Here is a 25697-nt window from a genome sequence, read left to right as displayed (position 1 = left end):
TCAAAAAATTTCTTCAGGCTTACTTCCTTCAGACTTACTTGGCGCTTTCCAGCGTATCGACCGCCTTCTTCAGCTTCTCATCCGGGATCTCGACCTTGGCGCCGCCGCGCAGCGACTTGACCAGCGCAAAATACTTGTCGCGGATGACCGCCTGCCTGGCCTGATCCTTGACGTCGTCGAAGGCCGGCGGCTGCTTGGTGCGCTTGTCCTCGAGCTTGATGACATGCCAGCCGAACTGCGACTGCACCGGCTGCTCGGTGTATTTGCCGACCTCGAGCGCGAAAGCCGCCTTGTCGAACTCCGGCACCATCTGGCCGGGTCCGAACCAGCCGAGATCGCCGCCGCTGGTCTTGCCGGAGGGATCGCTGGTGTGCTCGTTGGCAAGCTTCTGGAAGTCGGCGCCGCCGTCGAGCTGCTTGATGATGGCCTCGGCCTCTTCCTTCGTCTTCACGAGGATGTGACGGGCATGCACCTCATTGGTGGGCGGGGTGTTGGCGATCTCCTGGTCGTAGCGGGCGCGAACCTCGGCGTCGGTGACCTTGTCGACGACGCCCTTCTCGACCATCTCGCCATGCAGCGCACGCTGCTGCAGGAAGGCCATGCGGCGCTGGAAGTCGGGATCCTTGTCGAGGCCGGTGGTGACCGCCTGGGCGGCCATGACGCGGATTTCGATGGCCGCCGAAAGGGCCGCGGCGCGGCGCTGCTCGGGCGGCAGCTGCGCGAACTGCTGCGACAGCTCGCCTTCGGCAAGCACAAGGTCGGCTTCGGTCAGGGGCTGGCCGTTGATCGTGGCGATCACGGTGTTCGGATCGACCGGTGCCGCGGCAGGGGCTGCCGCATCCGCCGGGGCGGCGGGAGCGGTCTGCTGGGCCATCAGCGGCGACAGCGAAAATGCCGACAGGCCGAAAGCCAGGCCAAGGCTGGCGAGCGACGCACGGCGGAACAACAAGGACATAAGATGACTCCGGTAAAGGGATTATGAGGGCGGGAAGGTTTCCAGATCAGCCGGATTGTGGCGGAATTTGGCGCGACCGGCAGGGCCAGCGCGGCGTTGACATCAGTTGAGCCCCCTCTTATCTGTCCAACGACTTTGCGTCCAGAACCGTTTTCCGGGCGCTTTTTGTGTTTGCCCGTGTTCAGGCGGTGCGGTCACGTGGATTTGATGGGGCCAGCCGGCGCCCATCTCAAGATTGAGAATTCTATCGAAAGGACCATTGTATGGTCAGTCTCGGCGGTCTCGCCCGTAAGGTTTTCGGTTCCTCCAACGACCGTCGGGTCAAATCGACCCGGCCCCGTGTCGAGGCGATCAACGCCATGGAAAACGAGATGCGGGCACTCTCCGACGAGGAGCTGGTCGCCCGCACCGCGAAATTCCGCCAGGACATCGCCAACGGCGCCACACTCGATGACCTTCTGGTGCCTGCCTTTGCCACCGCCCGCGAGGCGGCACGCCGCGTGCTTGGCATGCGCCCCTTCGACGTCCAGCTGATCGGCGGCATGGTGCTGCACAATGGCGGCATTGCCGAGATGCGCACCGGTGAGGGCAAGACCCTGGTCGCGACGCTGCCGGTCTACCTCAATGCGCTCGCCGGCAACGGCGTCCACGTCGTCACCGTCAACGACTATCTCGCCAGCCGCGACTCCGAATGGATGGGTCGCGTCTACAAGTTCCTCGGCCTTTCGGTCGGCGTCATCGTCCATGGCCTGTCCGACGAGGAGCGCCGCGTCGCCTATGCCGCCGACGTCACCTACGCCACCAACAACGAGCTCGGCTTCGACTATCTGCGCGACAACATGAAATACGAGCGCGCCCAGATGGTGCAGCGCGGTCACAATTACGCGATCGTCGACGAGGTCGATTCCATCCTGGTTGACGAGGCGCGCACGCCGCTGATCATTTCCGGTCCGCTCGAGGACCGTTCGGAAATGTACAACACCATCGACACTTTCATCATCCAGCTGCAGCCGCAGGATTATGAGATCGACGAGAAGCAGAAGACCTCGATCTTCACCGAGGAAGGCACCGAGAAGCTGGAGAACCTGCTGCGCGATGCCGGCCTGCTCAAGGGCGAGTCGCTTTACGACGTCGAGAACGTCGCCATCGTCCACCATGTCAACAATGCGCTGAAGGCTCACCGGCTGTTCCAGAAGGACAAGGACTATATCGTCCGCAACGACGAGATCGTCATCATCGACGAATTCACCGGCCGCATGATGCCGGGCCGCCGCTATTCGGAAGGCCTGCACCAGGCGCTCGAAGCCAAGGAGCATGTGGCGATCCAGCCGGAGAACCAGACGCTCGCCTCCGTCACCTTCCAGAACTATTTCCGCCTCTACAAGAAGCTCGCCGGCATGACCGGCACGGCGCTGACCGAGGCCGAGGAATTCGGCAACATCTACAATCTCGATGTCACCGAGATCCCGACCAACCTGCCGGTCATCCGCAAGGATGAGGACGACGAGGTCTACCGGACGGTCGAGGAAAAATACAAGGCGATCGTCAAGGAGATCCGCGAAGCCAGCGCCAAGGGCCAGCCGACGCTGGTCGGCACCACCTCCATTGAAAAGTCCGAGCAGCTGGCCGAACGCCTGCGCAAGGAAGGCTTCAAGGATTTCGAGGTGCTGAACGCCCGCCACCACGAGCGTGAGGCGGCGATCGTCGCCCAGGCCGGCAAGCCGGGCGCCATCACCATCGCCACCAACATGGCCGGCCGCGGCACCGACATCCAGCTCGGCGGCAATGCCGAGATGCGCATCGCCGACGAGTTGGGCGACATGCCTGAAGGCCCCGAGCGCGAGGCCAAGGAAAAGGCCATCCGCGACGACATTGCCAAACTGAAGGAAAAGGCGCTGGCCGCCGGCGGCCTCTACGTGCTCGCCACCGAACGCCACGAATCGCGCCGCATCGACAACCAGCTCAGAGGCCGTTCCGGCCGCCAGGGCGACCCCGGCCGCTCGAAATTCTTCCTGTCGCTGCAGGACGATCTGATGCGCATCTTCGGTTCCGAGCGCATGGACGGCATGCTGCAGAAGCTCGGCCTCAAGGAAGACGAGGCGATCATCCATCCATGGATCAACAAGGCGCTGGAAAAGGCGCAGAAGAAGGTCGAGGCGCGCAACTTCGACATCCGCAAGAACCTGCTGAAATACGACGACGTCTCCAACGACCAGCGCAAGGTGGTGTTCGAGCAGCGCATCGAGCTGATGGACGGCGAAGGCCTCTCGGAAACCATTGCCGAGATGCGCGAGGGCGTCATCGACGAGATCGTCGCCAAGGCCATTCCCGAAAACGCCTATGCCGAGCAGTGGGATGTTGCCGGGCTGAAGGCCGAGGTCGCCGAATTCCTCAATCTCGACCTACCGGTCGAGGAGTGGGCCAAGGAAGAGGGCATCGCCGAGGACGACATCCGCGAGCGCATCACGCAGGCCGCCGACGCCGCCGCCAAGGAGCGCTCCGAGCGCTTCGGCCCCGAGGTGATGAACTATGTCGAGCGCTCGGTGGTGCTGCAGACGCTCGACCATCTGTGGCGCGAGCACATCGTCAATCTCGACCATCTGCGTTCGGTCGTCGGCTTCCGCGGCTACGCCCAGCGCGATCCGCTGCAGGAGTACAAGGGCGAGGCGTTCGAGCTGTTCCAGGCTATGCTGGGCAATCTGCGCCAGGCCGTCACCGCGCAACTGATGCGCGTCGAACTGGTGCGCCAGGCCGCCGAAGCACCGCCGCCCGAGGCGCCCGACATGTTCGGCATGCATATCGACGGCACCACCGGCGAGAATGATTTCGACGGCGGCGAGACCGCGCTCCTGGTCCGTCCGGAGACGACCGCCATTGTCGCCCCGGAAAACCGCGACCCAAACAACCAGGCGACCTGGGGCAAGGTCGGCCGCAACGAAGCCTGCCCCTGCGGCTCCGGCAAGAAATACAAGCACTGCCACGGGGCTTTTGCGTAAGCGCGCCCTCTCCCCTTCTTCCCGTCTCTATACGGGGAGAAGGACAAGCTCACCCAACCGTTTCTTAATGTGTCTTTGCTACACAACAGCCTGAAAAGAAGCGGAAAACGGAGAGTAATCGGGGTGCGCTTTTCCGCGGCCACGACAGCCGGGCGGTTCTTGCCGCAGCGCTTGGCGCTGCGCATCGGGCCGTTGCTTGGCCGCATCGATGCCGTGCTGTTCACCGCCGACGAGCGCGGCGAGGCCGGCCGCATGTCGGTCATCGCTTTCTCCATCCGCATCATCAGCGCCGTCATCGCCTTCGTCAGCCAGGTGCTGATGGCGCGCTGGATGGGCTCGTTCGAATACGGCATCTTCGTGCTCGTCTGGGTGACGATGGTCATCGTCGGCAACCTCGCCTGCCTCGGCTTCCACACCTCGGTCATCCGCTTCATCCCCGAATACCGCGAGCGCGGCATGCTGGCCGAACTGCGTGGCATCGTGCTGGCCAGCCGGCTGTTCGTGCTGATCGCCTCCACGCTCATCGCCGGGCTCGGCGCGCTCGGCGTCTGGCTGGCCGCGCCATGGATCGAAAACTATTACGTGGTGCCGTTCATCCTCGGCGTCATCTGCCTGCCGATGATCGCCATGTCCGATTTGCTCCAAGGCCTGGCGCGCGCCAATTCATGGGCGCTGTTCGCGCTGTCGCCGACCTATCTGGTACGCCCGGTGCTGATCCTGCTGTTCATGGCGCTGATGCTGATCGCAGGCTATGCGCCCGACGCCAGGACCGCCATCTTCGCTTCGATCGCCGCCACCTATGTCACCACGCTCGGTCAACTCATCGGCGTTACCCAGCGCATGGAAAGGCGGATCCCGGCCGGGCCGATGAAGGTCCATTTCGCGCAATGGTTCCTCGTGTCGCTGCCGATCTTCCTGGTTGAAAGCTTCTTCTTCCTACTCACCAACGCCGACGTGCTGATGGTCGGCGCCTATATGGATCCCAACGACGTCGCCGTCTATTTCGCCACCGTCAAGACACTGGCGCTGGTGCATTTCGTCTATTTCGCCGTCAAGGCCGGCGTTGCCCAGCGCTATGCGCAGTTCACCCATGGCGAGCCGCAAAAGCTCGCCGCCTTCGCCCGCGAGACTGTATCGTGGACGTTCTGGCCCTCGCTGCTGATGGCGATGCTGGTGCTGGCGCTGGGTGAGCCGATGCTGGTGTTGTTCGGCCCAGAATTCAGCAGTGGCTATCCGCTGCTTTTCCTGCTGGTTTTCGGCGTCGTGGCGCGGGCCGCCGTCGGTCCGTGCGAAAGCCTGCTGACGATGAGCGGCAACCAGAACATCTGCGCAGCCGTCTATGCCATGACGCTGGCCTTCAACATCGGCCTCAACGTGATGCTGATCCCGCATTTCGGCCTGTGGGGCGCGGCGATGGCCACCGCCTTTGCCATGATCTTCGAAGCCTGTGCGCTATCCTTCACCGTATGGCGCAAGCTCGGCATCGTCATGCTTATCTTCGTGCCTGCGAAAGGAGCCGCGTGATGGCCGCCATCCCGTTGCTTGAGGAAACCAGCGGCGGCACGGCGGGCGCCATGGTGTCCGGCCTTGCCGGGCTGACTCGCGACCCCGACCCCGCCCATATCGAGATCCTCGCCAACAACCGGCCGGAGCGCAAACTCGCCATCTACCCGGCATCGGCCGGCTTCGACCTGGTCGAGGAGCTGGATTACCTCTGCACCCGTACCGTCGAGCCGAACGTCTTCTTCAACCCGCGTTTCCTGGCGCCGGCCATGCCCCGGCTGGAGGATCGCGAGGTGCGGCTGGCGGTGATCCGCGACGGCGACGAATACCGCAACCGGCTGCGCCTTCTGGTGCCGTTCTCGGTGGAACGACCGGGGATGCCGCTCGGCGTTCCGGTCATGCGCACATGGTCGAGCCCGTTCGGTCCGCTCGGCACGCCGCTGGTCGACCGTGACGACCCGGTGGGCGTCGTCGAGGATTTTTTCTCGATGCTGTCGCGCCCACACCTGAAGCTGCCGAAAGTCTTCGTCCTGCCTGACATCCGGCTTGATGGCCCGGTGGCGAGCCTGTTTGCCACCGTGGCCGAGACGCGCGGCCTGATGCTGGTCACCACCGGCCAGAGCCAGCGCCCCGCGCTGGAGAGCCAAGCCGACGGGGACGAGTATCTGAAGGCCTCGCTGCGCGCGCACCATTTTCGCGAGTTTCGCCGGCTGAAGCGGCGCCTCGGCGACCTCGGCAAACTGGAGCATGTCGTGGCGCGCGGCCCTGAAGAGATCCGCCACGCCATCGAAAGCTTCCTGACGCTGGAAGCGGCCGGCTGGAAAGGCCGCGAACGCACCGCCATGGCGATCGACCGCTACCGCGCCGCCTTCGCCCGCGAGGCCGTGCACCGGCTGGCCGAACAGGACATGTGCCGCATCCATTCACTCACGCTGGACGGCCGCACCATTGCTTGCCTGATCGTGTATGTCGAAGCCAGCGTCGCCTACACCTGGAAGACCGCCTATGACGAGACGCTGGCTGCCTATTCGCCCGGCACATTGCTGATGATCGAGGTGACCAGGCAGCACCTCGACGATCCCAACATCGTGATGACCGATTCCTGCGCCATGCCCGACCATCCGGTGATGAGCCGGCTATGGACCGAGCGCAAGCCGATGGGCACGCTGGTGATAGGCCTGACGCCGGACGCCGACCGCCTCACCCGCCAGGCCGCCTCGCAACTGCACCTCTACCGCGAGACCCGCAACATGGCCCGCCTGCTGCGCCTCCGGATGAAGAGCTTGCTGGGACGGCGGTAAGGGCGAAGGGGTGCCGTGCTGCCTAGTCTGAGCGTCAAGTGCCCAGGAGGCCAACCCTGTTTTGAAAGCTAATGTGATCGACCTCTCCGCGAAAACAGTTCGGCAGTGATTTCGTCTCTGTCCCCATTATGCCTAGCAATCAAAGCCAGCGCTTCCTGGCGGCCAATGTTGCCGAGCTTCATGAGGTACGGAACCTCAAACGTTCTCTTGTTGAGGCGCCACTCTGGCACACGCCGTTTTCCTGCTTTTCGCGCTGTTGTTCCATCTTGACGCATCATCTTTCACTCCTCTCCCCTACATGATGATGCCGTCGCATATTCCGCGCCACGTCCCGCTTCGGAGGTAAGGCAACGTGTGGTCGCAATGACATTCTACCGCCAATAGGCGTAATTGCGCAGTTGCTAATATACCCATAAATTAATCAGTGCGGCAGTAACAAACCCACCGGAGTGGCCGGTACGCTGCATGACTTTGGCAATTGGCATTGGAGATCTGGTGGGAGTCACGGCCACTGTGCGCAGGCGGATTGACGATGAGCGCGTCAGCGTGTCGGTCCCGAACTATGATTGCCCGCAATCGATCCGAAGCTATGATTTTGCGCATTCGATCCGCACCGAGGTGCAGCGGGGAGATCAGATCGAACTTGTTGGCGAGGTCACCCGGATCGATGGCGAGACGGTGACAATCGACCTGGGGCCACTGGTGACGGTCGAAATCGATATGGTCAGGCTCATCGAGAGATACCGGCCAAAGCAGCGCAGGACGCCACTCTGAGGCCCTTTCTTTCTACGGATTCCTCAATCGATCCGCAACGCCAGCATCGTGATGCACGATGGGCCTGATCCTGCTTCGACCTCGTACGCACGGCTATGGGTTTGAGCGATCCTTCGCCAAAGCGTTGAAAAGCACCGTGCACGCCAACAGCGATACGAGCCCGGCCAACAGGTCGTCGCCCGTCAGGCCGAAAAGATAGACCGTCTCAAATGCCAACGCTGCCATTGCTTTTCACCCAGGCGCGAATTGATCAGCCTTCCTGTCCATCACCAGGGCTACACCGCGAGCCGCAGCTATCTTTGCGATAAGAGCCTCTAAATCGGCATCCGATCGCATCGATCCGGTTTTCTGTCGGAGTCGGGAAACCGCCAGTGTGACAGAAAGGGGAGCCTTCCCCTTCGCCTCGCTCATAATTTCGTCGGCCGCCGCCGCAACGTTACAGAGCTCTGGTGCAACTTTGATCCTCATGGCTAGCCACCTCCTTACAAAGGTCGCGCGCCATAAACTCTCGAACCCAATCCAAGTTCCAACCAAACCGAGCCGGCTGGTGTCGCGCCTCGGAGCGGCAGCGGGCCAGTCACGGATGCGGGGGATCAAAACCAGCATAGGGTCATCGAGCCGCTGCGCGGTTGGTTGCGGACCGATCATTTTAGAGAAATTGAATATTCGAATAAACGGCCTATAATTTGCCAGCCGGCAAACCCACCCCTCTTTGCCGGTAAGGCCCGGCGGTCAAACCCCGAGCCACCGCTATGGCCGCCGGACCGCCGGAAGACGGTCGGCAACGCTACGACGTTGTGCCGGGGTGAGGCAGGCACGAATCGGTGGCGGCGCCCAGCCAAGGGAGGTTATTCGCATGCACACGGCAGCACTGCAGCTTCGATCGCTCCGAGAAGCTTTATTGCCAATGATGGGGTTTACCGCCTGGCACGAAAGCGTCAGCGAAGAAGGCAGGCCCATTTGGACACGTTACATCGCGAAAACGGACTCATGGGAGGTCCGTCCGATGACGCCTGAAGAGGAAGCCAAGGCTTTCTGGTGGTATTGTCCACCATTTATTTGAACCCGTCCGAGGCGCCGCAGCCACTGTCTGGCCTCAAAGCCCGCGCCACGGAGGGACCGCTGGCGCGGGCCGGCCGATGTGCCCACCAGCCTGCGACGGAGCCAAGCAGCGGCGTCCGAAGCATGAACTCAACAATTCAAGCCAGCTAATGTTCCAGCCTCTTTTGTCGGGTTCGATCCAACCAGGTATCTGCCAACGCAAAAGGCCGCCACCTTGCGGCAGCGGGCCAAGTCATGGGCGACCGGCGCGCAAAACGAAATCGTCAAGGTGATCTCGGCCAATTTCGGCAGGCTGTGGACAGCGCCGTTGGCGAAATAACTGACAAAATCAGCGCCTGAAAAATGGGGTGGTGCCCCTAGCCGGGATCGAACCAGCACTCCTTGCGGAACTCGATTTTGAGTCGAGCGCGTCTACCAATTCCGCCATAGGGGCTCAGGCCGGGCGGCCTGGATGGGCGCGGACTATACGGTTGGAGGCCTGTTCGTCAACTGGCCAATTGTCGATGGCCCGGATGCGACCAAACTTCACCTTTCGATTTCGTGACGGCGCTGCCATTGTGCAGCGCGGAAAATCTTTCTAGACAGGCGGCGCATCAAAGTGCGGCGCGTCTGACGGGATGGATGGCGCGCGCTTTGGGTCTTTGTTTTGTGCATGCCCGTTGGTTGTGCATGCCGATGTCCCGAAACCGCTGCGCATTTTTGGGCGACACGCATAGGAGTGCCGATGCTTCGCGGACTTTACGACTGGACCTTGTCGCTGGCGGCAAGGAAATCCGCGGAATGGTGGCTTGCCATCATCGCCTTCATTGAAAGCTCGTTCTTTTTCGTACCGGCCGATGTGCTCTATCTGCCGATGGCGTTGGCACGCCCCGCCCGCGCCTACCGCTATGCGCTGACCGCCACGGCCGCCTCGGTGCTGGGCGGCATCGCCGGCTGGATGATCGGCTACTTCGCCTACGACGCCGTCGCCCGTCCGATCCTGGAGCATTTCGGCGGCCTGTCGACCTTCGAGCGCTGGCAGAATTCTGGCACCGGCCTGATGCTGGTGCTGCTCGTTACGTCCGGTCTCGCGCACCTGCCGCCGATCAAGGTCGTCACCATCCTTGCCGGCGCCCTGCACGTCAATTTGCTGATCTTCATCGTCTCGGCCATCGTCGCGCGCGGCGCGCGCTTCCTGCTGCTGGCCTGGCTGCTGCGCCGCTATGGCGAGCCGATCCGCGAATTCATCGAAAAGCGTCTCGGACTGATCGCCGGCGCCGGCGCAGCTGCCCTGATTTTGCTCTATATCCTCGTCAAATACGCGTTCTAGTCCTTTCGCCCAAAAGTGCCCGGCGCTGTTGGGACAAGGACAGGGACAAAGAGCGCGGCGAACTCAACGGACGAAGAACACGATGACAGCGACGATGAATGCCGACACCGGACGCCAGCGGACGCGCACCGCCTTGTTTCTCGCCGTCGCGATGGCCGCTACCGTGGGCTCGGCGCTGGGCTTCCAGTATCTCGGCGGCTACATCCCCTGCCACCTCTGCCTTGAACAGCGCACCCCCTACTACATCGGCGCACCGCTGATGCTGCTGGCGGTGATTGCATCGATGCTGCGCGCGCCAGCCTGGCTGACGCGCGGCCTGCTGGCCATAGGCGGCCTGCTGATGCTCTACGGCCTCTATCTCGGTGTCTATCACTCCGGCGTCGAATGGCAGTGGTGGGCCGGCCCGACCGATTGCACCGCCGGCGCCGGACCGGTGGACACCGGCGGCAAGGGCGTTCTCGACGCGCTCGACAAGTTCGTGCCGCCTTCCTGCGACAAGGCGGCGCTGCGCATCCTCGGCCTGTCGCTGGCCGGCTGGAACGCCATCGCCAGCCTCGTCCTCGCCGCCGTCGCCTTCCGCGGCGCCCTCACCCGCGACTGAGCAAATTCGTTTGGCCGGGGCGACGCAGAGTTCGCGCAAAAATTCGGCAGGCTGAGTCGGATGGAGCGGCTTTCGACGTCCGAGCCAGATCGACCCCCACTCCGTCTCGGCTTCGCCGTGCCACCTCTCCCCCGATCGACGGGGTAGAGGAAGGGCGCGAGGCTATTGTTGCCAGCGCCCATCCAACAGGCTCCCTTCCTCCAGCCTCCAACAGGCTCCCTTCCTCTCCCTCCGGGGGGAGAGGTGGCGCTGCGAAGCAGCGACGGAGTGGGGGAAGACGGTCCTTACCCGCGAAGCCGCTGATAAGTGAGCGCGACCGAGCTGGTTCGATATCGAGGAGTGTCAGGTCTGCTAGGCATGCGAGCATCGGAAGCGCAGAAAATTGCTTCAGGCGACCAGCCTCCCGAATTCTCGGATGATCTCAAGGCTCCAGTTCGACATCCCAGTAGAGATAATCCATCCAGCTTTCATGCAGATGGTTGGGCGGGAACAAGCGGCCATTGTTGTGCAAATCGTGTACCGTCGGCTGGAAGGGTTTCTGCAGCGGCCACATCTTGGCATGCGCGGGCATCAAGCCGCCCTTCCTGAGATTGCAGGGCGAACAGGCGGCAACGACATTCTCCCACGTCGTGGCGCCACCGCGATGGCGTGGGATGACGTGATCGAAGGTCAGGTCCTCCGGCGTCCCGCAATACTGGCACTGGAAGCGGTCGCGCAGGAAGACGTTGAAGCGGGTGAAGGCCGGGTGCCTGGACGGCTTCACGTAGGCCTTCAGGCTGACGACGCTCGGCAGCTTCATCGAGAAGGTCGGTGAGGAGACCGCGTGCTCGTATTCGGCGACGATGTTCACCCGGTCGAGGAACACCGCCTTGATGGCATCCTGCCAGGACCAGAGCGACAGAGGGTAATAGCTGAGCGGACGGTAATCCGCATTCAGCACCAGTGCTGGAAGCCCATCCGGAGATACGGCGACCGTCACGTGTTTACCTCCTTGGTTCTAGACCCGAACGGCGCGGATACTGTAAGCCTGACATGACAGGGATGTGAAGCGGATTGTCGCGTCGCTGAAGCGCCAAAAATGCGTGATTTTCATGCCTTTTTGCGGATTAAGCCGGCGGCGCGGCGTCCCGCCCTCTGGTTTCGCGATAGTAGGACCAGAAAAGCCGTGATGCGACACCTCGCCACGGACTCCATGATTCGGCCAGCGCGATCAGTATTTTCTCCGGCGGACGCGGCTCGATGCCGAGCGCGTGACCGACCGCGCTCTGCAAGGCGACGTCGCGCGCTGGAAAAATGTCGGGGTGGCCGGCGGCGAACAAAAGATACACTTCCGCCGTCCACGGGCCAATTCCGGACACCGCCGTCATCGTCGTGATCGCCTCCTGGGCGTCGAGCGAACAGAGATGATGGAGGTCAAGGCCATCGGACACCGCCTGGGCAATGGCGATCAGCCCACGCTGCTTCGGCCGCGACAGGCCGGCCTCGCGAAACATGTCTTCGCCGGCGGCAAGAATCGCCTGCGGCGTCAGCGGATCGACCAGTTTGACCAGCCGGCCGAAGATCGCATCGGCGCTGGCGCGGGACACTTGCTGCGAGACGATGATCGAGGCCAGGCTCCGGAACCCCGGCTCCGAAAGCCGCAGCGGCACCTCGCCGGCCATGCCGCGCACCTTTTCCAGGCGCGGGTCGATCACGCAAAGCGCGTCGAGCCCCCTGGCAATGTCGTCTGATGTGGCGATGCGCTGCATGTTTCTTGTTCCTTGACCCTCGACAGGGTAGCAATTGGCGAAGCGCCGCAAAACCTGATTGCCGCCGGACAAATGACACTCCTGACATTCCGTTTCGCCCCCAGCCCCAACGGCGACCTGCATCTCGGCCACGCCTATTCTGCGCTGCTCAATCAGAAATTGACTGACGCCACCGGCGGCCGGCTGCTGCTGCGTATCGAGGACATCGACACGACGCGCTGCACGCCGAAATTCGAGGCCGGCGTGCTTGCCGATCTGAAGTGGCTGGGGCTTGGCTGGGAACAGCCGGTGCGCCGCCAATCCGAGCATTTCGCTGAATACGAGACGACGCTTGACTGGCTCATTCGGGACGAACTCGTCTATCCCGCCTTCATGAGCCGTGGCGAGATCCGGGCCTTCATCACCGACAGCGAAGAGCGCGGACGCGACTGGCCTCGCGATCCCGACGGCGTGCCGCTCTATCCCGGCGCCGACAAGGCGCTGCCGCTGAAGGAACGCAAGCGACGGATCGCCGATAACGCGCCCTTCGCCTGGCGGCTGGATATCGACGCCGCCCTGGCGCGTGCCGGCAAGGACCTCGCATGGGCCGAATTCAGCGACGAGACGCTCGTCGCGACACGCGCGATCGAAGCCCGGCCGCAGGACTGGGGCGACGTGATCGTGGCGCGCCGCGACATCCCGACCAGCTATCACCTCGCCGTCGTCATGGACGATGCCCTGCAAGGCGTCAGCCATGTCGTGCGCGGACAGGACCTGTTTTCCGCCACCGGCGTGCAGCGCCTGCTGCAGGAACTCCTCGGACTGCCGCAGCCGGCCTATTTCCATCATCGCCTTATCCTAGGGCCGGATCGACGGAAGCTGTCCAAGAGCCTCGGCGACACCGGCCTTGCCGCGTTGCGCCATGCCGGCGCATCTGTGGACGACGTCAGGCGGATGGTCGGGCTTTGAGCCTGGCGAGGCCAGAAGAAACCGCGTGGCGAATTCGGGTCATGTCGGTTTGGAATTTACCGCGTCGTCATCGCCATCAACCGATTGTCGCGTGACGGCCAAAACTTCTGTATGCTTGGCGCAAAGCGGTGGAGGCTTCCGTGAAGCGACATCTGACTGATGAAGAAAAGGCGCGCGTTCGCGACAGGCTGACGGCAATCGAGGGCGCCAAGTACCCGGACCATATCATTTCGGTCATGGTGAGCAACGAGACCGACGACAACGGCGATCCGGTATGGTCGGTGGTCAAGTCGTTTGACGACAGGGAAGCTGTCTATGGGCACAGCCCGCTTATCAAGTGGCCGGGGTGCAACTGGTAGCAAAAAATCAGTCCCCGAAATCTTAGCAGAGCCGAATTCGCCGTCGGTTGAATTCCAGTGATGTATGGATCAATCGTTTCGTTTTGCGCGCCGGCTTGAACCGCATTAGAGCAGCGCCACGATCAACTCTCCCCAGCGCGGCGGCCTCCCGAACATGCACAGCATCAAGCGGTTCATCCCCGCCACCTTCGTTGTCCTGTGGGCAACCGGCTTCATCGGCGCGCGCTACGCCATGCCGTGGGCCGAGCCGTTCACCTTTCTTGCCGCGCGTTTCGTGCTGGCAGCGATCCTGCTCGCCGTCCTGATGCTTGTGCTGGGTTCGACGAGAGCCACCCGCACTGAAGCACTGCACGCCACCGGCGCCGGCATCCTGATGCATGGCGTCTATCTCGGCGCCGTCTTCTGGGCCATCCACCGGGGCATGCCGGCCGGATTCTCAGCCCTCATCGTCGGCCTGCAGCCGCTGATCACGGCCGTGCTTGCCGGCAAGTTCCTCGGCGAGGCGATCCTGCCGCGTCACTGGGCAGGCCTTGGCATCGGCCTCATCGGCATCGTCATCGTGCTGTGGCCGAAACTGGGCGCGCTCGGCGGCGGCGTGACGGCGGCGACGCTGACCGCCTCGCTGGTCTCGGTGCTCGGCATGAGCGCCGGTACCATCTGGCAGAAGCGTTTTGCCTCCGGCGGCGACCTCGTCGCGGCGACCATGTGGCAATATGTCGGCGGCGCCTCTTTGATGATCCTGGCTTCGCTCGCCTTCGAGACACGCAGCGTCGTCATCAACGGCGAATTGATTTTCGCCATGGCCTGGCTGGTGCTGGTGCTGTCGCTCGGCGCCATCTTCCTACTGATGGTGATGATCCGCGACGGCGAGATGTCGAAAGTGGCCTCGCTGTTCTACCTGGTACCGGCGGTGACGGCCATCATCGCCTGGGCCCTGTTCGACGAGCAGCTCAATGCGCTGCAGATTGTCGGCATGGCGATCACAACATTCGGCGTCGGCCTGGCAACGGCTCGTCCGGCCAAGCCTCGGCCTGTCAATCAACCGACCCGGGCGCGCGCCTCCAGATAGCGGCTGATCGCGGCATTGAGTTCGCCGCCGAGGATGAAGATCGCCGAGAGCATGTAGAGGAAGACCACCGCGATCATGATCGAGGCGAGGCCGGCATAGGTCGTCACATAAGACGAGAAGTGATCGAGATAGGTGGCGAAGACGGTCGAACCGACGAGCCATGCCGCCAGCGTGAAGATGATGCCCGGTACGATCGAGACCAGGCGGCGCCTGCCCGCCGGCAGCCAGAAATGCACGGCAAACAATCCGCCGACGATGACTGCCGAGGCGATGACATACCGCCACAGCGTGATCGTGCCCATATAGGGCTTGATCCCTTCGATATGGGCTTCGGCTAGCCGCGCCAGCAGTGGCGCGAACACCAGGAGCACGCTGATCGCCAGGAAACCGGCCGTCGCGATCAGAACGAAGATGATGCTCTGCACCCGGCGGTAGATGATGCCGCGCGTTTCCGAGACGCGATAGGCGCGGTTGAGCGATGTGCGCAACGCCTCGATGCCGTTCGAGGCAAAGTAGGCGGCAAGCAAAACGCCGTAGGTCAACAGGTCGGTGCGCCTGACGGTCAGCACATTGAGCACCTCGCGCGCGATCGGCTTGGCGATCTGCTCGGGCCAGGTGTCGAAGACCAGATGCACGGCCGTGTCTGAGAATGCCTGCGCACCGAGGAAGCTCGCCAGCGTCGTGGCGAAAATCAGGAATGGAAACAGCGCCATCAGCGAGGTGATCGCCAGATGGCTGGCCATCGCCCAGCCGTCATCGGTGTTGAAATGGCCGAGCGCGTCGTAGAGCACGCGGCGCAGGGCGACAATATTCCGCAGCAAGAACCCGCGCTCCCTTCGATTGTCTCGACGCCGCGAATATGGGAAGGGATTGCGGCAAATGGCAACCCTTAGCGAAACCACGAACAGTCAGGCGCAAGCGATGCGCTCGATCATCGTCACCGGCGCCTCTTCGGGAATAGGCGCCCACTGCGCCCGCGCGTTGAAGGCGGAAGGCTGGCGGGTGTTCGCGACGGCACGCAAGCCGGAGGACATCGCCGCACTAGAAGCGGACGGCATCGAGGCCTTCTATCTCGACTACAGTGAAGCCGCATCCATTGAAGCGCTGGTGGCATCGGTTCTGGATCGCACAGGCGGCCGGCTCGACGCCTTGTTCAACAATGGCGCCTACGCGCAACCCGGCGCCGTCGAGGACCTGCCGGTGGCCGCGCTCAAGCAGCAATTCGAGGCGAATTTCTTCGGCTGGCATGACCTGACCCGGAGGCTGGTGCCGGTGATGCGCCGCCAGGGGCAAGGCCGCATCGTCCACTGCTCGTCGATCCTCGGCCTCGCGCCGGTGCGCTTTCGCGGCGCCTATTCGGCTTCGAAACACGCGCTGGAGGGTCTGATGCTGTGCCTGCACCAGGAACTTCGAGGGAGCGGCATCCATGTCTCGCTGATCGAACCCGGGCCGGTAACGTCGAAGATCGCCAGCAATGCGCTGCCATGGTTCCTGCAGAACATCGATCACGAGAATTCGGTCCACCGCCTCGACTATGAGACGCAACTGGCAAGGCTGCGGGCCGGCGGCAGCCAATCGGCACTGAAGCCGGGGCCGGAAGTGGTTCATGCGGCGCTGCGCCATGCGCTTCTGTCGCGGCGCCCGCGCCCGCACTATGTGGTAACAGTGCCGGCTAAGATCGGTGCGGCTCTCAAACGCATCCTGCCCGCATCGCTGCTCTACCGCTTCCTTGCCAAACGCGCCTGAACCAACCGAACTGGGAACACACCATGGCAACCGTCTTCAACATCCTCGCCATTCTGGTCATGGTCGCCGTGGTGATCGTGCTCGTTCGCGGCCTCGTCAACATGATGCGTGGCGGGTCCGGCGTCACCTCGAACAAGCTGATGCAGGCGCGTGTTCTGCTGCAGGCCGTGGCGCTGGCGCTGATCCTGCTGGCGGTGTATTTCACCCGCAAGTGAGGCCGTTCGGGAGGCGATGTGGTCAAGTTAAACAAGATCTACACCCGCACCGGCGATGACGGCACCACCGGTCTCGGCACCGGCGAACGGCGGCTGAAATCGGACCTGCGGGTGGACGCCTACGGCACGGTCGACGAAGCCAATGCCTGCATCGGCATCGCCCGGGTCCACACGGCAGTCACCCACCCGGTGATCGACGCCATGCTTTCCCGCATCCAGAACGATCTCTTCGACCTCGGCGCCGATCTCGCCGTGCCCGATGACGGCAACCCGCTCGGCTATGAGCCGCTGCGCATCATCGCCACGCAGACCGACCGGGTCGAAAAGGATATCGACCTGCTCAACAAGGATCTTCAGCCGCTCAGGTCCTTCGTGCTGAACGGCGGCACGCCGGCCGCCGCCGCCCTGCATCTCGCCCGCACCGTGGCGCGGCGGGCCGAACGGCTGATGGTGGCCCTGGCCCAGGATCCCCGCGAGCACGTCAACCCCGACGGGCTGAAATACATCAACCGCGTCTCGGATTTCCTGTTTGTCGCCGCCCGGGCGGTCAATGACAATGGAAATGCCGACGTGCTATGGGTTCCCGGCAACAACCGCTGAACTGTCCGAAAGCGCGAGGGGGCAGGGGACCGATGTTCATCCCGCTTTACGACACCAACAGGCTGCGGCACATCCGCCTGCAATATGTGACGATCGGGTTGATCGTGGTCAACGCCCTGGTCTACTTCGCTACCGCGCTCGGCGGCGAGAATTTCTCCAATGCCGCCGTGCTCGGCCTCGGCTTCATCCCGGCCGTCGTCCATGACACCGCTGAGCTCGATCCTCGCTTTGTCGTCGTCCCCGAAAGCCTGAGCTACCTCACCTATTCCTTCCTCCATGCCGACATCTTCCACCTCGGCGGCAACATGTTGTTCCTGTGGGTGTTCGGCGACAATGTCGAGGACGCCCTCGGCCACGTCCGCTACCTCATCTTCTATCTGTTGTGCGCGACCGCCGGAGCCGCCTTCCAGGGCCTCATCGCCTGGGATTCGCAGGTGCCGCTGATCGGTGCGTCCGGCGCCATCGCCGGCGTGGTTGTCGCCTATCTGATCCTTTATCCGCGCGTGAAGGTGTGGGTGCTGGCCTTTGCCCGCATCCCGCTGCGCATTCCGGCCTTCATCCCGCTGATCCTGTGGGTGGCGTTCCAGGTGGTGATGTTTGCCGCCGGCGGTGAGGACCGGATTTCATGGGCCTGCCATATCGGCGGCATCATCGCCGGCGCCATTTTGGTGCTAGTCTTGCGCAGCCGCGGCGTGCCGCTGTTTGCCGGCCCCGACGAGGATGTCACTGTCGCTCCCGCCGACCAGCCTGCCGTCGCCGCCGAACCGGTGACCCCCGACCCGCCTGCCGCGACGCCGCGCTGGGGGCGGGGAAACGCTTCCGGCTCGGACTGAACCGATTTGAGCGCCTTGCAACGTATTGACGTGCAGGGTTGCCGCAACTACGGAAACGTCTCCGTCCCAGCCTAAGGCGGTCAAAGACCAGAATTTCCATCCGGAATGTCGGCTTTCGACAACTCAGAAAGGGCGCAGGCTGTTATAGCGCGCCTAATTATCTTGAAGAGGTGACAGGCAATGAAGATCCTTGTGCCCGTAAAGCGGGTTGTGGATGCGAACGTCAAGGTTCGCGTGAAGGCTGATGGTTCGGCGGTGGAACTCGCCAACGTCAAGATGGCGATGAACCCGTTCGACGAGATCGCGGTTGAAGAGGCGATCCGGCTGAAGGAGGCCGGCAAGGCCGAAGAGATCATCGTTGTTTCGATCGGTCCGCAGCAGGCGCAGGAAACCTTGCGCACCGCGCTTGCCATGGGTGCCGACCGCGCCATCCTGGTCAAGACCGACGAACAGACCGAGCCGCTCGGCGTCGCCAAGGTGCTGAAGGGCGTTGTTGACGCCGAACAGCCCGGCCTCGTCATCCTCGGCAAGCAGGCAATCGACGACGATTCCAACCAGACCGGCCAGATGCTGGCGGCCCTGCTTGGCTGGGCGCAGGGCACCTTCGCCTCCAAGGTGGTGATCGACGGCGACAAGGCCAAGGTGACGCGCGAAGTCGACGGCGGCCTGCAGACGGTGGAGCTGAAGATGCCGGCGATCGTGACCGCCGACCTTCGCCTCAACCAGCCGCGCTACGCCTCGCTGCCCAACATCATGAAGGCCAAGAAGAAGCAGCTCGACGAGAAGAGCCCGGCCGACTACGGCGCCGACGTCAAGCCGCGGCTGAAGGTCATCAAGACCGAGGAGCCGAGCGGCCGCAAGGCAGGCGTCAAGGTCAAGAGCGTCGCCGAACTGGTCGACAAGCTCAAGAACGAAGCCGGCGTTTTGTAAGCGATCGGGAAAGGAACACGAAAATGGCTATTCTTCTGATTGCTGAACACGACAACGCCACCCTTTCCGACCAGACCGCCAAGGCACTCTCCGCAGCCCTGCAGATCGGTTCGGACGTGCATGTGCTGGTTGCCGGCAAGGGCGCCAAGGGTGCGGCCGACGCCGCAGCCAAGCTGAAGGGCGTGAGCAAGGTGCTGCTGGCCGAGGCCGAAGAGCTTGCCGAGCGCCTCGCCGAACCGACCGCAGCACTCGTTGTGTCGCTCGCGGGCGGTTACGACACCATCATCGCGCCGGCGACCTCGTCGGGCAAGAATGTCGCGCCGCGCGTGGCGGCCCTGCTCGATGTCGCGCAGGTTTCCGAGATCATCGAAGTCGTCTCGCCCGATACGTTCAAGCGGCCGATCTATGCCGGCAACGCCATCCAGACGGTGCAGTCGACCGACGCCAAGAAGGTGATCACTGTCCGCACCGCCTCCTTCCAGGCAGCCCCCGAGGGCGGATCGGCCGTTGTCGAGACCGTGAAGGCGGCGGCCAACCCCGGCCTCTCCACTTTCGTCGAGAACAAGCTCTCGGAGACCGACCGTCCGGAACTGACTTCGGCCAAGATCATCATCTCGGGTGGTCGCGCGCTGGGCTCGGCGGAAAAGTTCCAGGAGGTCATCCTTCCGGTCGCCGACAAGCTTGGTGCCGCGGTCGGTGCTTCGCGCGCCGCAGTGGACGCCGGCTATGCGCCGAACGACTGGCAGGTCGGCCAGACCGGCAAGGTCGTCGCTCCCGATCTCTACATTGCGGTGGGCATCTCCGGCGCCATCCAGCACCTCGCCGGCATGAAGGATTCGAAGGTCATCGTCGCCATCAACAAGGACGAGGAGGCACCGATTTTCCAGGTCGCCGACTACGGCCTCGTCGGCGACCTCTTCGTCATCCTGCCGGAACTGCAAAAGGCGCTTTGACGCTGTCTGCCAAAGCGTATTAAATAGTGAAGGGTGGGGTAGACGAAGTCGCCCCGCCCTTTTAGTTTGCACCGCACAAAAAGCAGGCCGCAAAGGCCTTTTGACGGGATCGGTGTAATGAGCAAGATCGAGACGATCGGCATCATCGGCGCGGGCCAGATGGGCGGCGGCATCGCCCATGTCTCCGCCCTTTCGGGCTACAAGGTGCTGATCTACGACATATCGCCCGACCGCATCGAGAAGGGTATCGCCACCATCAGCGGCAACATGGCCCGCCAGGTAGGGTCCGGCAAGCTCGACGAGAAGGTGCGCAACGATGCGATGGCGCGTATCGCCTCCGCCCCGGCGATGGCCGATCTTGCCGGCGCCGATCTGGTGATCGAGGCCGCGACCGAGGACGAGACGGTCAAGCGCAAGATCTACGCCCAGCTCTGTCCGCAGCTCAATCCCGAAGCCATCCTGGCGACCAACACCTCGTCGATCTCGATCACGCGGCTTGCCGCGCAGACCGACCGGCCGGAGCGCTTCATCGGCATCCATTTCATGAACCCGGTGCCGCTGATGAAGCTGGTCGAGCTGGTGCGCGGCATCGCCACCGAGGACCAGACCTTCGAGGCGGCAAAGACCTATGTGAAGCAGCTCGACAAGACGATCACGGTCTCGGAGGATTTCCCGGCCTTCATCGTCAACCGCATCCTGCTGCCGATGATCAACGAGGCGATCTACACGCTCTATGAGGGTGTCGGCTCGGTCGACGCCATCGACACCGCCATGCGGCTCGGCGCCAACCATCCGATGGGCCCGCTGCAGCTGGCCGATTTCATCGGGCTGGATACCTGCCTGTCGATCATGCAGGTGCTGCATGACGGCCTGTCGGATTCGAAATACCGCCCCTGCCCGCTGCTGGTCAAATATGTCGAGGCCGGCTGGCTCGGCCGCAAGACCGGGCGCGGCTTCTACGACTATCGCGGCGAGCATCCCGTTCCGACGCGCTAATCAGGTCTGAGGCTGATCGGCCGGGATCACGAGGCCGCGGCCAGCGGCTCGGGCGGTTCCATCCTGTCGTCCATGACCTCGCCGTCCAGCGCCACGCAAACGCAGCCGCGGCCGGCCGCCTTGGCCGCATAGCAAGCGGCGTCCGCCCTGGCGATGATCTCGTCGACCTCGCCGCAACTGGCACCGATCGCAGCCAAGCCGATGCTGGCGCCGATTACGTGAGGACGGCCATCCCAGGCGAAGTCCAGGCCGCGTATCGCATCGATGATGGAACGCGCCGCGATCTTGGCGCCGGCAGCCGAACCCGATTTCAGGATGACCGCGAATTCGTCGCCGCCCAGGCGCGCGACCATGTCTTCGGGACCAAGCACGCCGCGAATTGCCTCGGCAACCCGCTTTAGCAAGGCGTCGCCGGCTGCATGGCCGCCGGTGTCGTTGACCAGTTTGAAGTGGTCGAGGTCAATGAACATGAACTGATGTCCGCTGCCCGAGGTGCCTTCCTTGCGCGCCTGATCGACCAGTTCCTCCATGGCGCGGATGAAGTTCGAGCGATTGGCAAGGCCGGTCAGTGCGTCATGCGCCGCCGCATGGGCGAGCTGACGCTGCAGCGCGCGCGCATCGGTGAAGTCCTGGAAGACGATGACCAGTCCGCAGAATTCGTTCCGCTCGTTGATGATCGGCGACACCACCTGGCGGATGCTGCAGCGTGTATCGTCGCGCCGGATCAGGACGGCTCGACTGTTCTGGTCGGCGGGCGCCTGGCCGCCGATGGCCGGCCGGGTGACGCCGATCCTGTGCCCCGTCTCCTCGTCGACCGCCCAGTAGACATGTCCAAGCATCTTGCCGAGGGCCTCGCCGCCGGCAACCCCGGTCAGCTTTTCGGCGACCGGGTTCATGAAGGTGACGCGGTTTGCGGCATCGGTGCAGATGACTGCATCGCCGATCGACTGCAGCGTCACCCTCAGCCGCTCCTTCTCATCGGCCAGCATCGCCGCCGATACGGTGAGGCGCGCTTCCGCCTCCTTGCGCCGGGTGATGTCGGTCAAGCTGCCGATGGCCCTGACCAGCCGCCCCTCCTCGTCACGCTCGATGGCCTTGCCGCGGTCGAGGATCCATATCCAGTGGCCATCCCTGTGGCGCATCCTGAATTCGGCTTCGAAGTAGGGCGTGTTGCCGTCGAGATGGGCGCGATCCGCCTCGGCGACGGTCTCGCGATCGTCGGGATGGATCATCGTCAGCCAGCGGTTGGGATCACCGTCGAGCTCACCATCCTCAAAGCCCAGCATCTTGCCCCAGGTCTCGGAGTACGTCGTCCCGCCCTTGCGCATGTCGAGATCCCAGACGCCCTGGCCGGCGCCGGCAAGCGCAAAATTCCAGCGCGTTTCCGCTTCGGCAATGCGCGCCTCGGCCTGCTTGCGCGCGTCGATGTCCTCGATCTGCGAGACGAGATAGAGCGGACGGCCGCTCCTTTCGTCGCGGATGACGGAGCCCGCAAGATGCGCCCAGACGGGTGTGCCATCCTTCCTGAGATAGCGTTTCTCGAAGTGGAAGGAATTGACCGTGCCCGCTTTCAGACCAGCCATCGTTTCCCGGCCGATCTGGATATCGTCGGGATGCGTGATCTGGAAGAAGGTCAGCGCCTCGATCTCCTCGCGGCTGTAGCCGAGCATAGCGGCAAAGGCCGGATTGGTTTGGAGAATGCGCCCGTCGAGGCCGACAACGGCGATGCCGATCGCCGAATCCTCCATGGCGCGGCGGAAGCGCTGCTCGCTCTCCGCGATCTGCCGGCGGTCCTTGCTGATCCGGCGGTTGAACAGGGCTGCGAGGCAAAGCGCACCCACCGCCACCGCCACCGATATCTGCAGGCAGAATTTCAGCACCTCGGTGCCGGGATCCAGTCGCGACAGCAGAATCGAGGCTGCCCCAACACAAAGGCCGGCCACGAGCAGCACCAACCCTGCGTGCCCAAAAGATCTTCGGCCGGTCAATCCTCGCCCCATCACGATACGTGCCACCCCCGTGCGCAAACGCATGTTGTCCCGCCGACCTTGGCGGATCGATTTTAAAGAATGGTTGCGTGCGGCATGCCGGCGCGATCAGTAACCGACAAACAATTGCCGGCATGATTAAGGATCGGTGAGCAGGGGGGCGCGACCGAGCAATCCCAGGAAAAGTGTGAAGCGCTTTTCCGTCCGGAATTGCGTCAAACAAAAAAGATGGAGCGGTTCGGCGTTTCCGTGAACCGCTCCGGGCGCCACACTACCAGCGTACGAAAAACCGCCCGCCGAGCGCGCCAAGCAGCGCGAGGATCGCGATCGCTATCGTGTACCAGGTGGCGACGAAAAGCGGCGAATCGTCGAAGCAGTGCGCGGCGTAGAAGGTTGCCGCCAGCCCGCCCGCAAGCAGCCCCGCGACCGCACCGGCAAGGACCGGCCGTGTCGGCGCGCCGTAGCGCAGCATCCATAGGAAAATGGCAAGCGGGCCAATGCCGATCAGCGGAATGAAGCCCATGCAGATCATCATGTTGGAGCCGACCATCCTTGTGCCCCAGTCGGCCTCGGGCAAGGCAAACAGCTCAAGAACCACGGCCAAGGCTACCAACAGCGGCGCGGCGATCATCCCAGCCATTGCCCTGCCGGTCGGCGCACCGGGTGTCGACAAGGCGCGGATCAGGGCAAATGCGCTGACGGCAAGCACGATGGTGAAGACGAATTTGGAAAGAAAGCGCATCGTGTGCGCGGCCGCCATGAAGTCGGGGCGCGGGCCGATCGTCAGCAGGAAAACGATGGCCGCGATCACCGCTGCCACACCGGCCGCCATCCACCAGGCCGATTGCAGCGGCATCGCCTTGCTGCGGGCATCGGCGTCCAGCGCCTTGATGAGATCGTCAGTCCTCATGTCATTCCCGCCCGAATCGCCCCTGCCCGAATCGCTTGGCTATCGCGGCAAGCCCCCGATGCAGCGACACCCGCACCGCCGTTTCGCTGATACCGAACTTGGCCGCCGTCTCGCCGATCGACCGCCCCTCCACCGACACGGCAGAGACCACGGAACGCTGTGCCGGTGACAGGCCGTCCAATGCCCGGTTGATGTCGCGTTCGCTAACGCTCTCCTGTTCCGGTTCGGCGAAGGTCTCGGCGATATCGTCAACATCGATCTCGATGCGCCGTCCGCGCCGCCGGAACGCGTCGATCAGCTTGAAGCGGGCAATCGCATAGACCCACGGCAACACCGGCGCATCCTGGCGCCAGGTATGTCGTTTCACATGAATGGCCAGCAAGGTTTCCTGCACGACATCCTCGGGATCGACCCCGCCCTGCACGATCTTGCGCCTGACAAAACCGCGAACCAGCGCGGCAATCCGGTGCAGAAAGTCGGCGTAAGCCTTTTCGTCTCCCGCGATCGCGGCCCGCATCAGCCGGGAAAGCTCGGCCTCATCCTTGCCGGTCACAAGAGTTACTCCCCGATTTTCGCGTCTCGGCGGTGATTTGTTACGTGGCCGGCGAAATAATGTCCAAGCCAAATTACCGGCAAATCACGAAAGTTTGCGTCTCGGCGCTTGATCAAAATACGCAAGACAATGTTGACTATCCCTGTCAGGTATTGATAGGTGCAGCCGTCGCAGACGCAAGACCCCGAAATCCGAGGACAATGCCATGAAATATGCTCTTTCCACCCTCGTCGGCGCCGCCGCGCTGGCAATCAACCTGATCGCCGGCCCGGCGATGGCGGAAGATGATGGCATCATTGTCTACAACGCCCAGCACGAGAACCTGACCAAGGCGTGGGCCGAAGGCTTCACCAAGGAAACCGGCATCAAGGTCACTGTCCGCAATGGCGGCGACAGCGACTTTTCCAACCAGATCGTCGCCGAAGGCGCTGCCTCGCCGGCCGACGTGTTCCTGACCGAAAACTCGCCGGCCATGGCGCTGGTCGAAAGTGCCGGCCTGTTCGCGCCGGTAAACGCCGACACGCTGGCGCAGGTTCCCAACGACTATCAGCCGGCCAGCGGCAAATGGGTCGGCGTCGCCGCACGCAGCACCGTCTTTGCCTACAACAAGACCAAGCTGACGGCCGACCAGCTGCCCAAGTCGATGCTGGATCTCGCCGGTCCGAGCTGGAAGGGCCGTTGGGCCGCCTCGCCGTCGGGCGCCGATTTCCAGGCCATCGTCAGCGCGCTTCTGCAGCTCAAGGGCGAGGCCGCCACGGTGGACTGGCTGAAGGCGATGAAGACGAATTTCACCGCCTACAAGGGCAACAGCACGGTGATGAAGGCGGTCAATGCCGGCGAGATCGAAGGCGGCGTGATCTACCACTATTACTATTTCGGCGATCAGGCCAAGACCGGCGAAAACAGCAAGAATGTCGAACTGCACTATTTCAAGAACCAGGATCCGGGCGCGTTCGTCTCGATTTCCGGCGGCGGCGTGCTGGCCTCGAGCAAGCATCCGAAGGAAGCCCAGGCGTTCCTCAAGTGGGTGACCGGCAAGGGCGGCCAGGAGATCTTGAAGACCGGCGATTCCTTCGAATACGCGGTCGGCAAGGGCGCCGAGTCCAATCCGAAGCTGGTGCCGCTGGCCGATCTGGAGGCACCCAAGGTCGATGCCACGACGCTGAACTCCAAGAAGGTCACCGACCTGATGACGGCAGCCGGCTTGCTTTAGTTGCCATTCCTCCTAAAAGGACAACCAACCACGCTCCCGCGGGAATTGGCCTTCCGCGGGAGTGATTTTGTTTTTCGAGATGGCATTCGTCGATGACGACACGCTGTGTTCCCGACCGCAATTGCGGTCCCTCAA

The 25697-nt window shown here is 63.2% G+C and carries 27 protein-coding genes and 1 tRNA gene; 18 read left to right on the top strand and 10 right to left on the bottom strand.

Annotated elements, in window-relative coordinates:
- Positions 1–34: 34 nt before the first annotated feature.
- Positions 35–955: a peptidylprolyl isomerase gene (locus AC0ZT5_RS16180; RefSeq protein ID WP_477290981.1), complete on the bottom strand. Its 921-nt coding sequence runs from the start codon at positions 953–955 to the stop codon at positions 35–37.
- Positions 956–1218: 263 nt separating this feature from the next.
- Here AC0ZT5_RS16180 and secA point away from each other — a divergent pair, with 263 nt between their 5' ends.
- The 4 genes from secA (at position 1219) to AC0ZT5_RS16160 (ending at position 7529) form a co-directional block, all read left to right on the top strand.
- Entirely contained in the window at positions 1219–3951 is a 2733-nt protein-coding gene (secA, locus tag AC0ZT5_RS16175; protein WP_488497235.1) for a preprotein translocase subunit SecA, read from the top strand.
- A gap of 123 nt (positions 3952–4074) precedes the next feature.
- A complete protein-coding gene (locus tag AC0ZT5_RS16170) occupies positions 4075–5475 on the top strand; it encodes an oligosaccharide flippase family protein (RefSeq protein ID WP_488497234.1) in 1401 nt (466 codons plus the stop codon).
- Positions 5475–6755, top strand: a complete 1281-nt coding sequence (locus AC0ZT5_RS16165; RefSeq protein ID WP_488497233.1) for a GNAT family N-acetyltransferase — start codon at positions 5475–5477, stop codon at positions 6753–6755. Before AC0ZT5_RS16170 ends, AC0ZT5_RS16165 begins: the two co-directional genes overlap by 1 nt.
- Before the next feature lie 495 nt (positions 6756–7250).
- The gene (locus AC0ZT5_RS16160) at positions 7251–7529 is read left to right on the top strand and encodes a KOW domain-containing RNA-binding protein (RefSeq protein ID WP_245331098.1); all 279 of its coding nucleotides are present in this window, start codon (positions 7251–7253) and stop codon (positions 7527–7529) included.
- A 93-nt stretch (positions 7530–7622) separates the two neighbouring features.
- On the opposite strand, the gene AC0ZT5_RS16155 is transcribed toward AC0ZT5_RS16160, so the two are convergent.
- Both AC0ZT5_RS16155 and AC0ZT5_RS16150 read right to left on the bottom strand, forming a co-directional pair.
- On the bottom strand, positions 7623–7754 hold the full coding sequence (locus tag AC0ZT5_RS16155) for a hypothetical protein (RefSeq protein ID WP_488497232.1): 132 nt from the start codon (positions 7752–7754) through the stop codon (positions 7623–7625).
- A gap of 6 nt (positions 7755–7760) precedes the next feature.
- Positions 7761–7997, bottom strand: a complete 237-nt coding sequence (locus AC0ZT5_RS16150) for a hypothetical protein (protein ID WP_488497231.1) — start codon at positions 7995–7997, stop codon at positions 7761–7763.
- 388 nt (positions 7998–8385) lie between these two features.
- On the opposite strand from AC0ZT5_RS16150, the gene AC0ZT5_RS16145 reads away from it, so the two are divergent.
- The gene (locus AC0ZT5_RS16145) at positions 8386–8592 is read left to right on the top strand and encodes a hypothetical protein (RefSeq protein ID WP_488497230.1); all 207 of its coding nucleotides are present in this window, start codon (positions 8386–8388) and stop codon (positions 8590–8592) included.
- Between the two features lie 347 nt (positions 8593–8939).
- Here the strand turns inward: AC0ZT5_RS16145 and AC0ZT5_RS16140 are convergent.
- Positions 8940–9024 (bottom strand) — tRNA-Leu (locus AC0ZT5_RS16140).
- Between the two features lie 291 nt (positions 9025–9315).
- Between AC0ZT5_RS16140 and AC0ZT5_RS16135 the strand changes: the two genes are divergently transcribed.
- Together AC0ZT5_RS16135 and AC0ZT5_RS16130 are read left to right on the top strand one after the other, a co-directional pair.
- The gene (locus AC0ZT5_RS16135) at positions 9316–9900 is read left to right on the top strand and encodes a YqaA family protein (RefSeq protein ID WP_488497229.1); all 585 of its coding nucleotides are present in this window, start codon (positions 9316–9318) and stop codon (positions 9898–9900) included.
- An 82-nt stretch (positions 9901–9982) separates the two neighbouring features.
- Positions 9983–10501 (top strand): disulfide bond formation protein B, encoded by a 519-nt coding sequence (locus tag AC0ZT5_RS16130; protein WP_488497228.1) that lies wholly within the window; start codon positions 9983–9985, stop codon positions 10499–10501.
- 421 nt (positions 10502–10922) lie between these two features.
- On the opposite strand, the gene AC0ZT5_RS16125 is transcribed toward AC0ZT5_RS16130, so the two are convergent.
- Together AC0ZT5_RS16125 and AC0ZT5_RS16120 are read right to left on the bottom strand one after the other, a co-directional pair.
- The gene (locus tag AC0ZT5_RS16125; protein WP_488497227.1) at positions 10923–11480 is read right to left on the bottom strand and encodes an HNH endonuclease; all 558 of its coding nucleotides are present in this window, start codon (positions 11478–11480) and stop codon (positions 10923–10925) included.
- Between the two features lie 127 nt (positions 11481–11607).
- A complete protein-coding gene (locus tag AC0ZT5_RS16120; protein WP_488497226.1) occupies positions 11608–12249 on the bottom strand; it encodes a DNA-3-methyladenine glycosylase family protein in 642 nt (213 codons plus the stop codon).
- A gap of 72 nt (positions 12250–12321) precedes the next feature.
- Between AC0ZT5_RS16120 and gluQRS the strand changes: the two genes are divergently transcribed.
- The 3 genes from gluQRS (at position 12322) to AC0ZT5_RS16105 (ending at position 14625) form a co-directional block, all read left to right on the top strand.
- Positions 12322–13197: a tRNA glutamyl-Q(34) synthetase GluQRS gene (gluQRS, locus tag AC0ZT5_RS16115; protein ID WP_488497225.1), complete on the top strand. Its 876-nt coding sequence runs from the start codon at positions 12322–12324 to the stop codon at positions 13195–13197.
- A gap of 140 nt (positions 13198–13337) precedes the next feature.
- Positions 13338–13556 carry a hypothetical protein gene (locus AC0ZT5_RS16110; protein ID WP_488497224.1) on the top strand — a complete coding sequence of 73 codons (219 nt, stop codon included), beginning with the start codon at positions 13338–13340 and terminating at the stop codon, positions 13554–13556.
- Between the two features lie 154 nt (positions 13557–13710).
- Positions 13711–14625: a DMT family transporter gene (locus AC0ZT5_RS16105; protein ID WP_488497223.1), complete on the top strand. Its 915-nt coding sequence runs from the start codon at positions 13711–13713 to the stop codon at positions 14623–14625.
- Here the strand turns inward: AC0ZT5_RS16105 and AC0ZT5_RS16100 are convergent.
- Positions 14595–15446, bottom strand: coding sequence for a YihY/virulence factor BrkB family protein (locus tag AC0ZT5_RS16100; protein WP_184876259.1), 852 nt, complete (start codon positions 15444–15446; stop codon positions 14595–14597). The two genes, AC0ZT5_RS16105 and AC0ZT5_RS16100, sit on opposite strands and share 31 nt — an antisense overlap.
- Before the next feature lie 58 nt (positions 15447–15504).
- On the opposite strand from AC0ZT5_RS16100, the gene AC0ZT5_RS16095 reads away from it, so the two are divergent.
- From AC0ZT5_RS16095 to AC0ZT5_RS16065, 7 genes are all read left to right on the top strand, one after another.
- Entirely contained in the window at positions 15505–16371 is an 867-nt protein-coding gene (locus AC0ZT5_RS16095) for an SDR family oxidoreductase (RefSeq protein ID WP_488497222.1), read from the top strand.
- Positions 16372–16394: 23 nt separating this feature from the next.
- A complete protein-coding gene (locus tag AC0ZT5_RS16090; RefSeq protein ID WP_184876255.1) occupies positions 16395–16586 on the top strand; it encodes a twin transmembrane helix small protein in 192 nt (63 codons plus the stop codon).
- An 18-nt stretch (positions 16587–16604) separates the two neighbouring features.
- Entirely contained in the window at positions 16605–17186 is a 582-nt protein-coding gene (locus tag AC0ZT5_RS16085; RefSeq protein ID WP_488497221.1) for a cob(I)yrinic acid a,c-diamide adenosyltransferase, read from the top strand.
- Between the two features lie 32 nt (positions 17187–17218).
- Positions 17219–18019, top strand: a complete 801-nt coding sequence (locus AC0ZT5_RS16080) for a rhomboid family intramembrane serine protease (RefSeq protein ID WP_488497220.1) — start codon at positions 17219–17221, stop codon at positions 18017–18019.
- 180 nt (positions 18020–18199) lie between these two features.
- Positions 18200–18949 (top strand): electron transfer flavoprotein subunit beta/FixA family protein, encoded by a 750-nt coding sequence (locus tag AC0ZT5_RS16075; protein ID WP_095084857.1) that lies wholly within the window; start codon positions 18200–18202, stop codon positions 18947–18949.
- Between the two features lie 23 nt (positions 18950–18972).
- Positions 18973–19902, top strand: a complete 930-nt coding sequence (locus tag AC0ZT5_RS16070; protein ID WP_488497219.1) for an electron transfer flavoprotein subunit alpha/FixB family protein — start codon at positions 18973–18975, stop codon at positions 19900–19902.
- Positions 19903–20019: 117 nt separating this feature from the next.
- A complete protein-coding gene (locus AC0ZT5_RS16065) occupies positions 20020–20898 on the top strand; it encodes a 3-hydroxybutyryl-CoA dehydrogenase (protein ID WP_488497218.1) in 879 nt (292 codons plus the stop codon).
- A gap of 26 nt (positions 20899–20924) precedes the next feature.
- Here AC0ZT5_RS16065 and AC0ZT5_RS16060 read toward each other — a convergent pair whose 3' ends face one another.
- The 3 genes from AC0ZT5_RS16060 to AC0ZT5_RS16050 all read right to left on the bottom strand — a co-directional run bounded on the left by AC0ZT5_RS16060 (position 20925) and on the right by AC0ZT5_RS16050 (position 24349).
- The gene (locus AC0ZT5_RS16060; RefSeq protein ID WP_488497217.1) at positions 20925–22841 is read right to left on the bottom strand and encodes a PAS domain S-box protein; all 1917 of its coding nucleotides are present in this window, start codon (positions 22839–22841) and stop codon (positions 20925–20927) included.
- 316 nt (positions 22842–23157) lie between these two features.
- The gene (locus AC0ZT5_RS16055) at positions 23158–23796 is read right to left on the bottom strand and encodes an NrsF family protein (RefSeq protein WP_488497216.1); all 639 of its coding nucleotides are present in this window, start codon (positions 23794–23796) and stop codon (positions 23158–23160) included.
- A gap of 1 nt (position 23797) precedes the next feature.
- The gene (locus AC0ZT5_RS16050; RefSeq protein WP_184876241.1) at positions 23798–24349 is read right to left on the bottom strand and encodes a sigma-70 family RNA polymerase sigma factor; all 552 of its coding nucleotides are present in this window, start codon (positions 24347–24349) and stop codon (positions 23798–23800) included.
- Between the two features lie 205 nt (positions 24350–24554).
- On the opposite strand from AC0ZT5_RS16050, the gene AC0ZT5_RS16045 reads away from it, so the two are divergent.
- Positions 24555–25562, top strand: a complete 1008-nt coding sequence (locus AC0ZT5_RS16045) for an iron ABC transporter substrate-binding protein (RefSeq protein WP_488497215.1) — start codon at positions 24555–24557, stop codon at positions 25560–25562.
- The last annotated feature ends 135 nt before the right edge of the window (positions 25563–25697 follow it).

It is taken from the genome of Mesorhizobium sp. CNPSo 4670 (assembly GCF_057784235.1).
This window is presented reverse-complemented; position numbering and strand designations above follow the sequence as displayed.

What these genes read in the sequence shown, in the direction of transcription:
- AC0ZT5_RS16180 (WP_477290981.1), bottom strand. Translation starts at nt 955, where the DNA reads ATGTCCTTGTTGTTCCGCCGTGCGTCGCTCGCCAGCCTTGGCCTGGCT.
- secA (WP_488497235.1), top strand. Translation starts at nt 1,219, where the DNA reads ATGGTCAGTCTCGGCGGTCTCGCCCGTAAGGTTTTCGGTTCCTCCAAC.
- AC0ZT5_RS16165 (WP_488497233.1), top strand. Translation starts at nt 5,475, where the DNA reads ATGGCCGCCATCCCGTTGCTTGAGGAAACCAGCGGCGGCACGGCGGGC.
- AC0ZT5_RS16155 (WP_488497232.1), bottom strand. Translation starts at nt 7,754, where the DNA reads ATGGCAGCGTTGGCATTTGAGACGGTCTATCTTTTCGGCCTGACGGGC.
- AC0ZT5_RS16150 (WP_488497231.1), bottom strand. Translation starts at nt 7,997, where the DNA reads ATGAGGATCAAAGTTGCACCAGAGCTCTGTAACGTTGCGGCGGCGGCC.
- AC0ZT5_RS16145 (WP_488497230.1), top strand. Translation starts at nt 8,386, where the DNA reads ATGCACACGGCAGCACTGCAGCTTCGATCGCTCCGAGAAGCTTTATTG.
- AC0ZT5_RS16135 (WP_488497229.1), top strand. Translation starts at nt 9,316, where the DNA reads ATGCTTCGCGGACTTTACGACTGGACCTTGTCGCTGGCGGCAAGGAAA.
- AC0ZT5_RS16130 (WP_488497228.1), top strand. Translation starts at nt 9,983, where the DNA reads ATGACAGCGACGATGAATGCCGACACCGGACGCCAGCGGACGCGCACC.
- AC0ZT5_RS16120 (WP_488497226.1), bottom strand. Translation starts at nt 12,249, where the DNA reads ATGCAGCGCATCGCCACATCAGACGACATTGCCAGGGGGCTCGACGCG.
- gluQRS (WP_488497225.1), top strand. Translation starts at nt 12,322, where the DNA reads ATGACACTCCTGACATTCCGTTTCGCCCCCAGCCCCAACGGCGACCTG.
- AC0ZT5_RS16105 (WP_488497223.1), top strand. Translation starts at nt 13,711, where the DNA reads ATGCACAGCATCAAGCGGTTCATCCCCGCCACCTTCGTTGTCCTGTGG.
- AC0ZT5_RS16095 (WP_488497222.1), top strand. Translation starts at nt 15,505, where the DNA reads ATGGCAACCCTTAGCGAAACCACGAACAGTCAGGCGCAAGCGATGCGC.
- AC0ZT5_RS16090 (WP_184876255.1), top strand. Translation starts at nt 16,395, where the DNA reads ATGGCAACCGTCTTCAACATCCTCGCCATTCTGGTCATGGTCGCCGTG.
- AC0ZT5_RS16080 (WP_488497220.1), top strand. Translation starts at nt 17,219, where the DNA reads ATGTTCATCCCGCTTTACGACACCAACAGGCTGCGGCACATCCGCCTG.
- AC0ZT5_RS16075 (WP_095084857.1), top strand. Translation starts at nt 18,200, where the DNA reads ATGAAGATCCTTGTGCCCGTAAAGCGGGTTGTGGATGCGAACGTCAAG.
- AC0ZT5_RS16070 (WP_488497219.1), top strand. Translation starts at nt 18,973, where the DNA reads ATGGCTATTCTTCTGATTGCTGAACACGACAACGCCACCCTTTCCGAC.
- AC0ZT5_RS16065 (WP_488497218.1), top strand. Translation starts at nt 20,020, where the DNA reads ATGAGCAAGATCGAGACGATCGGCATCATCGGCGCGGGCCAGATGGGC.
- AC0ZT5_RS16055 (WP_488497216.1), bottom strand. Translation starts at nt 23,796, where the DNA reads ATGAGGACTGACGATCTCATCAAGGCGCTGGACGCCGATGCCCGCAGC.
- AC0ZT5_RS16045 (WP_488497215.1), top strand. Translation starts at nt 24,555, where the DNA reads ATGAAATATGCTCTTTCCACCCTCGTCGGCGCCGCCGCGCTGGCAATC.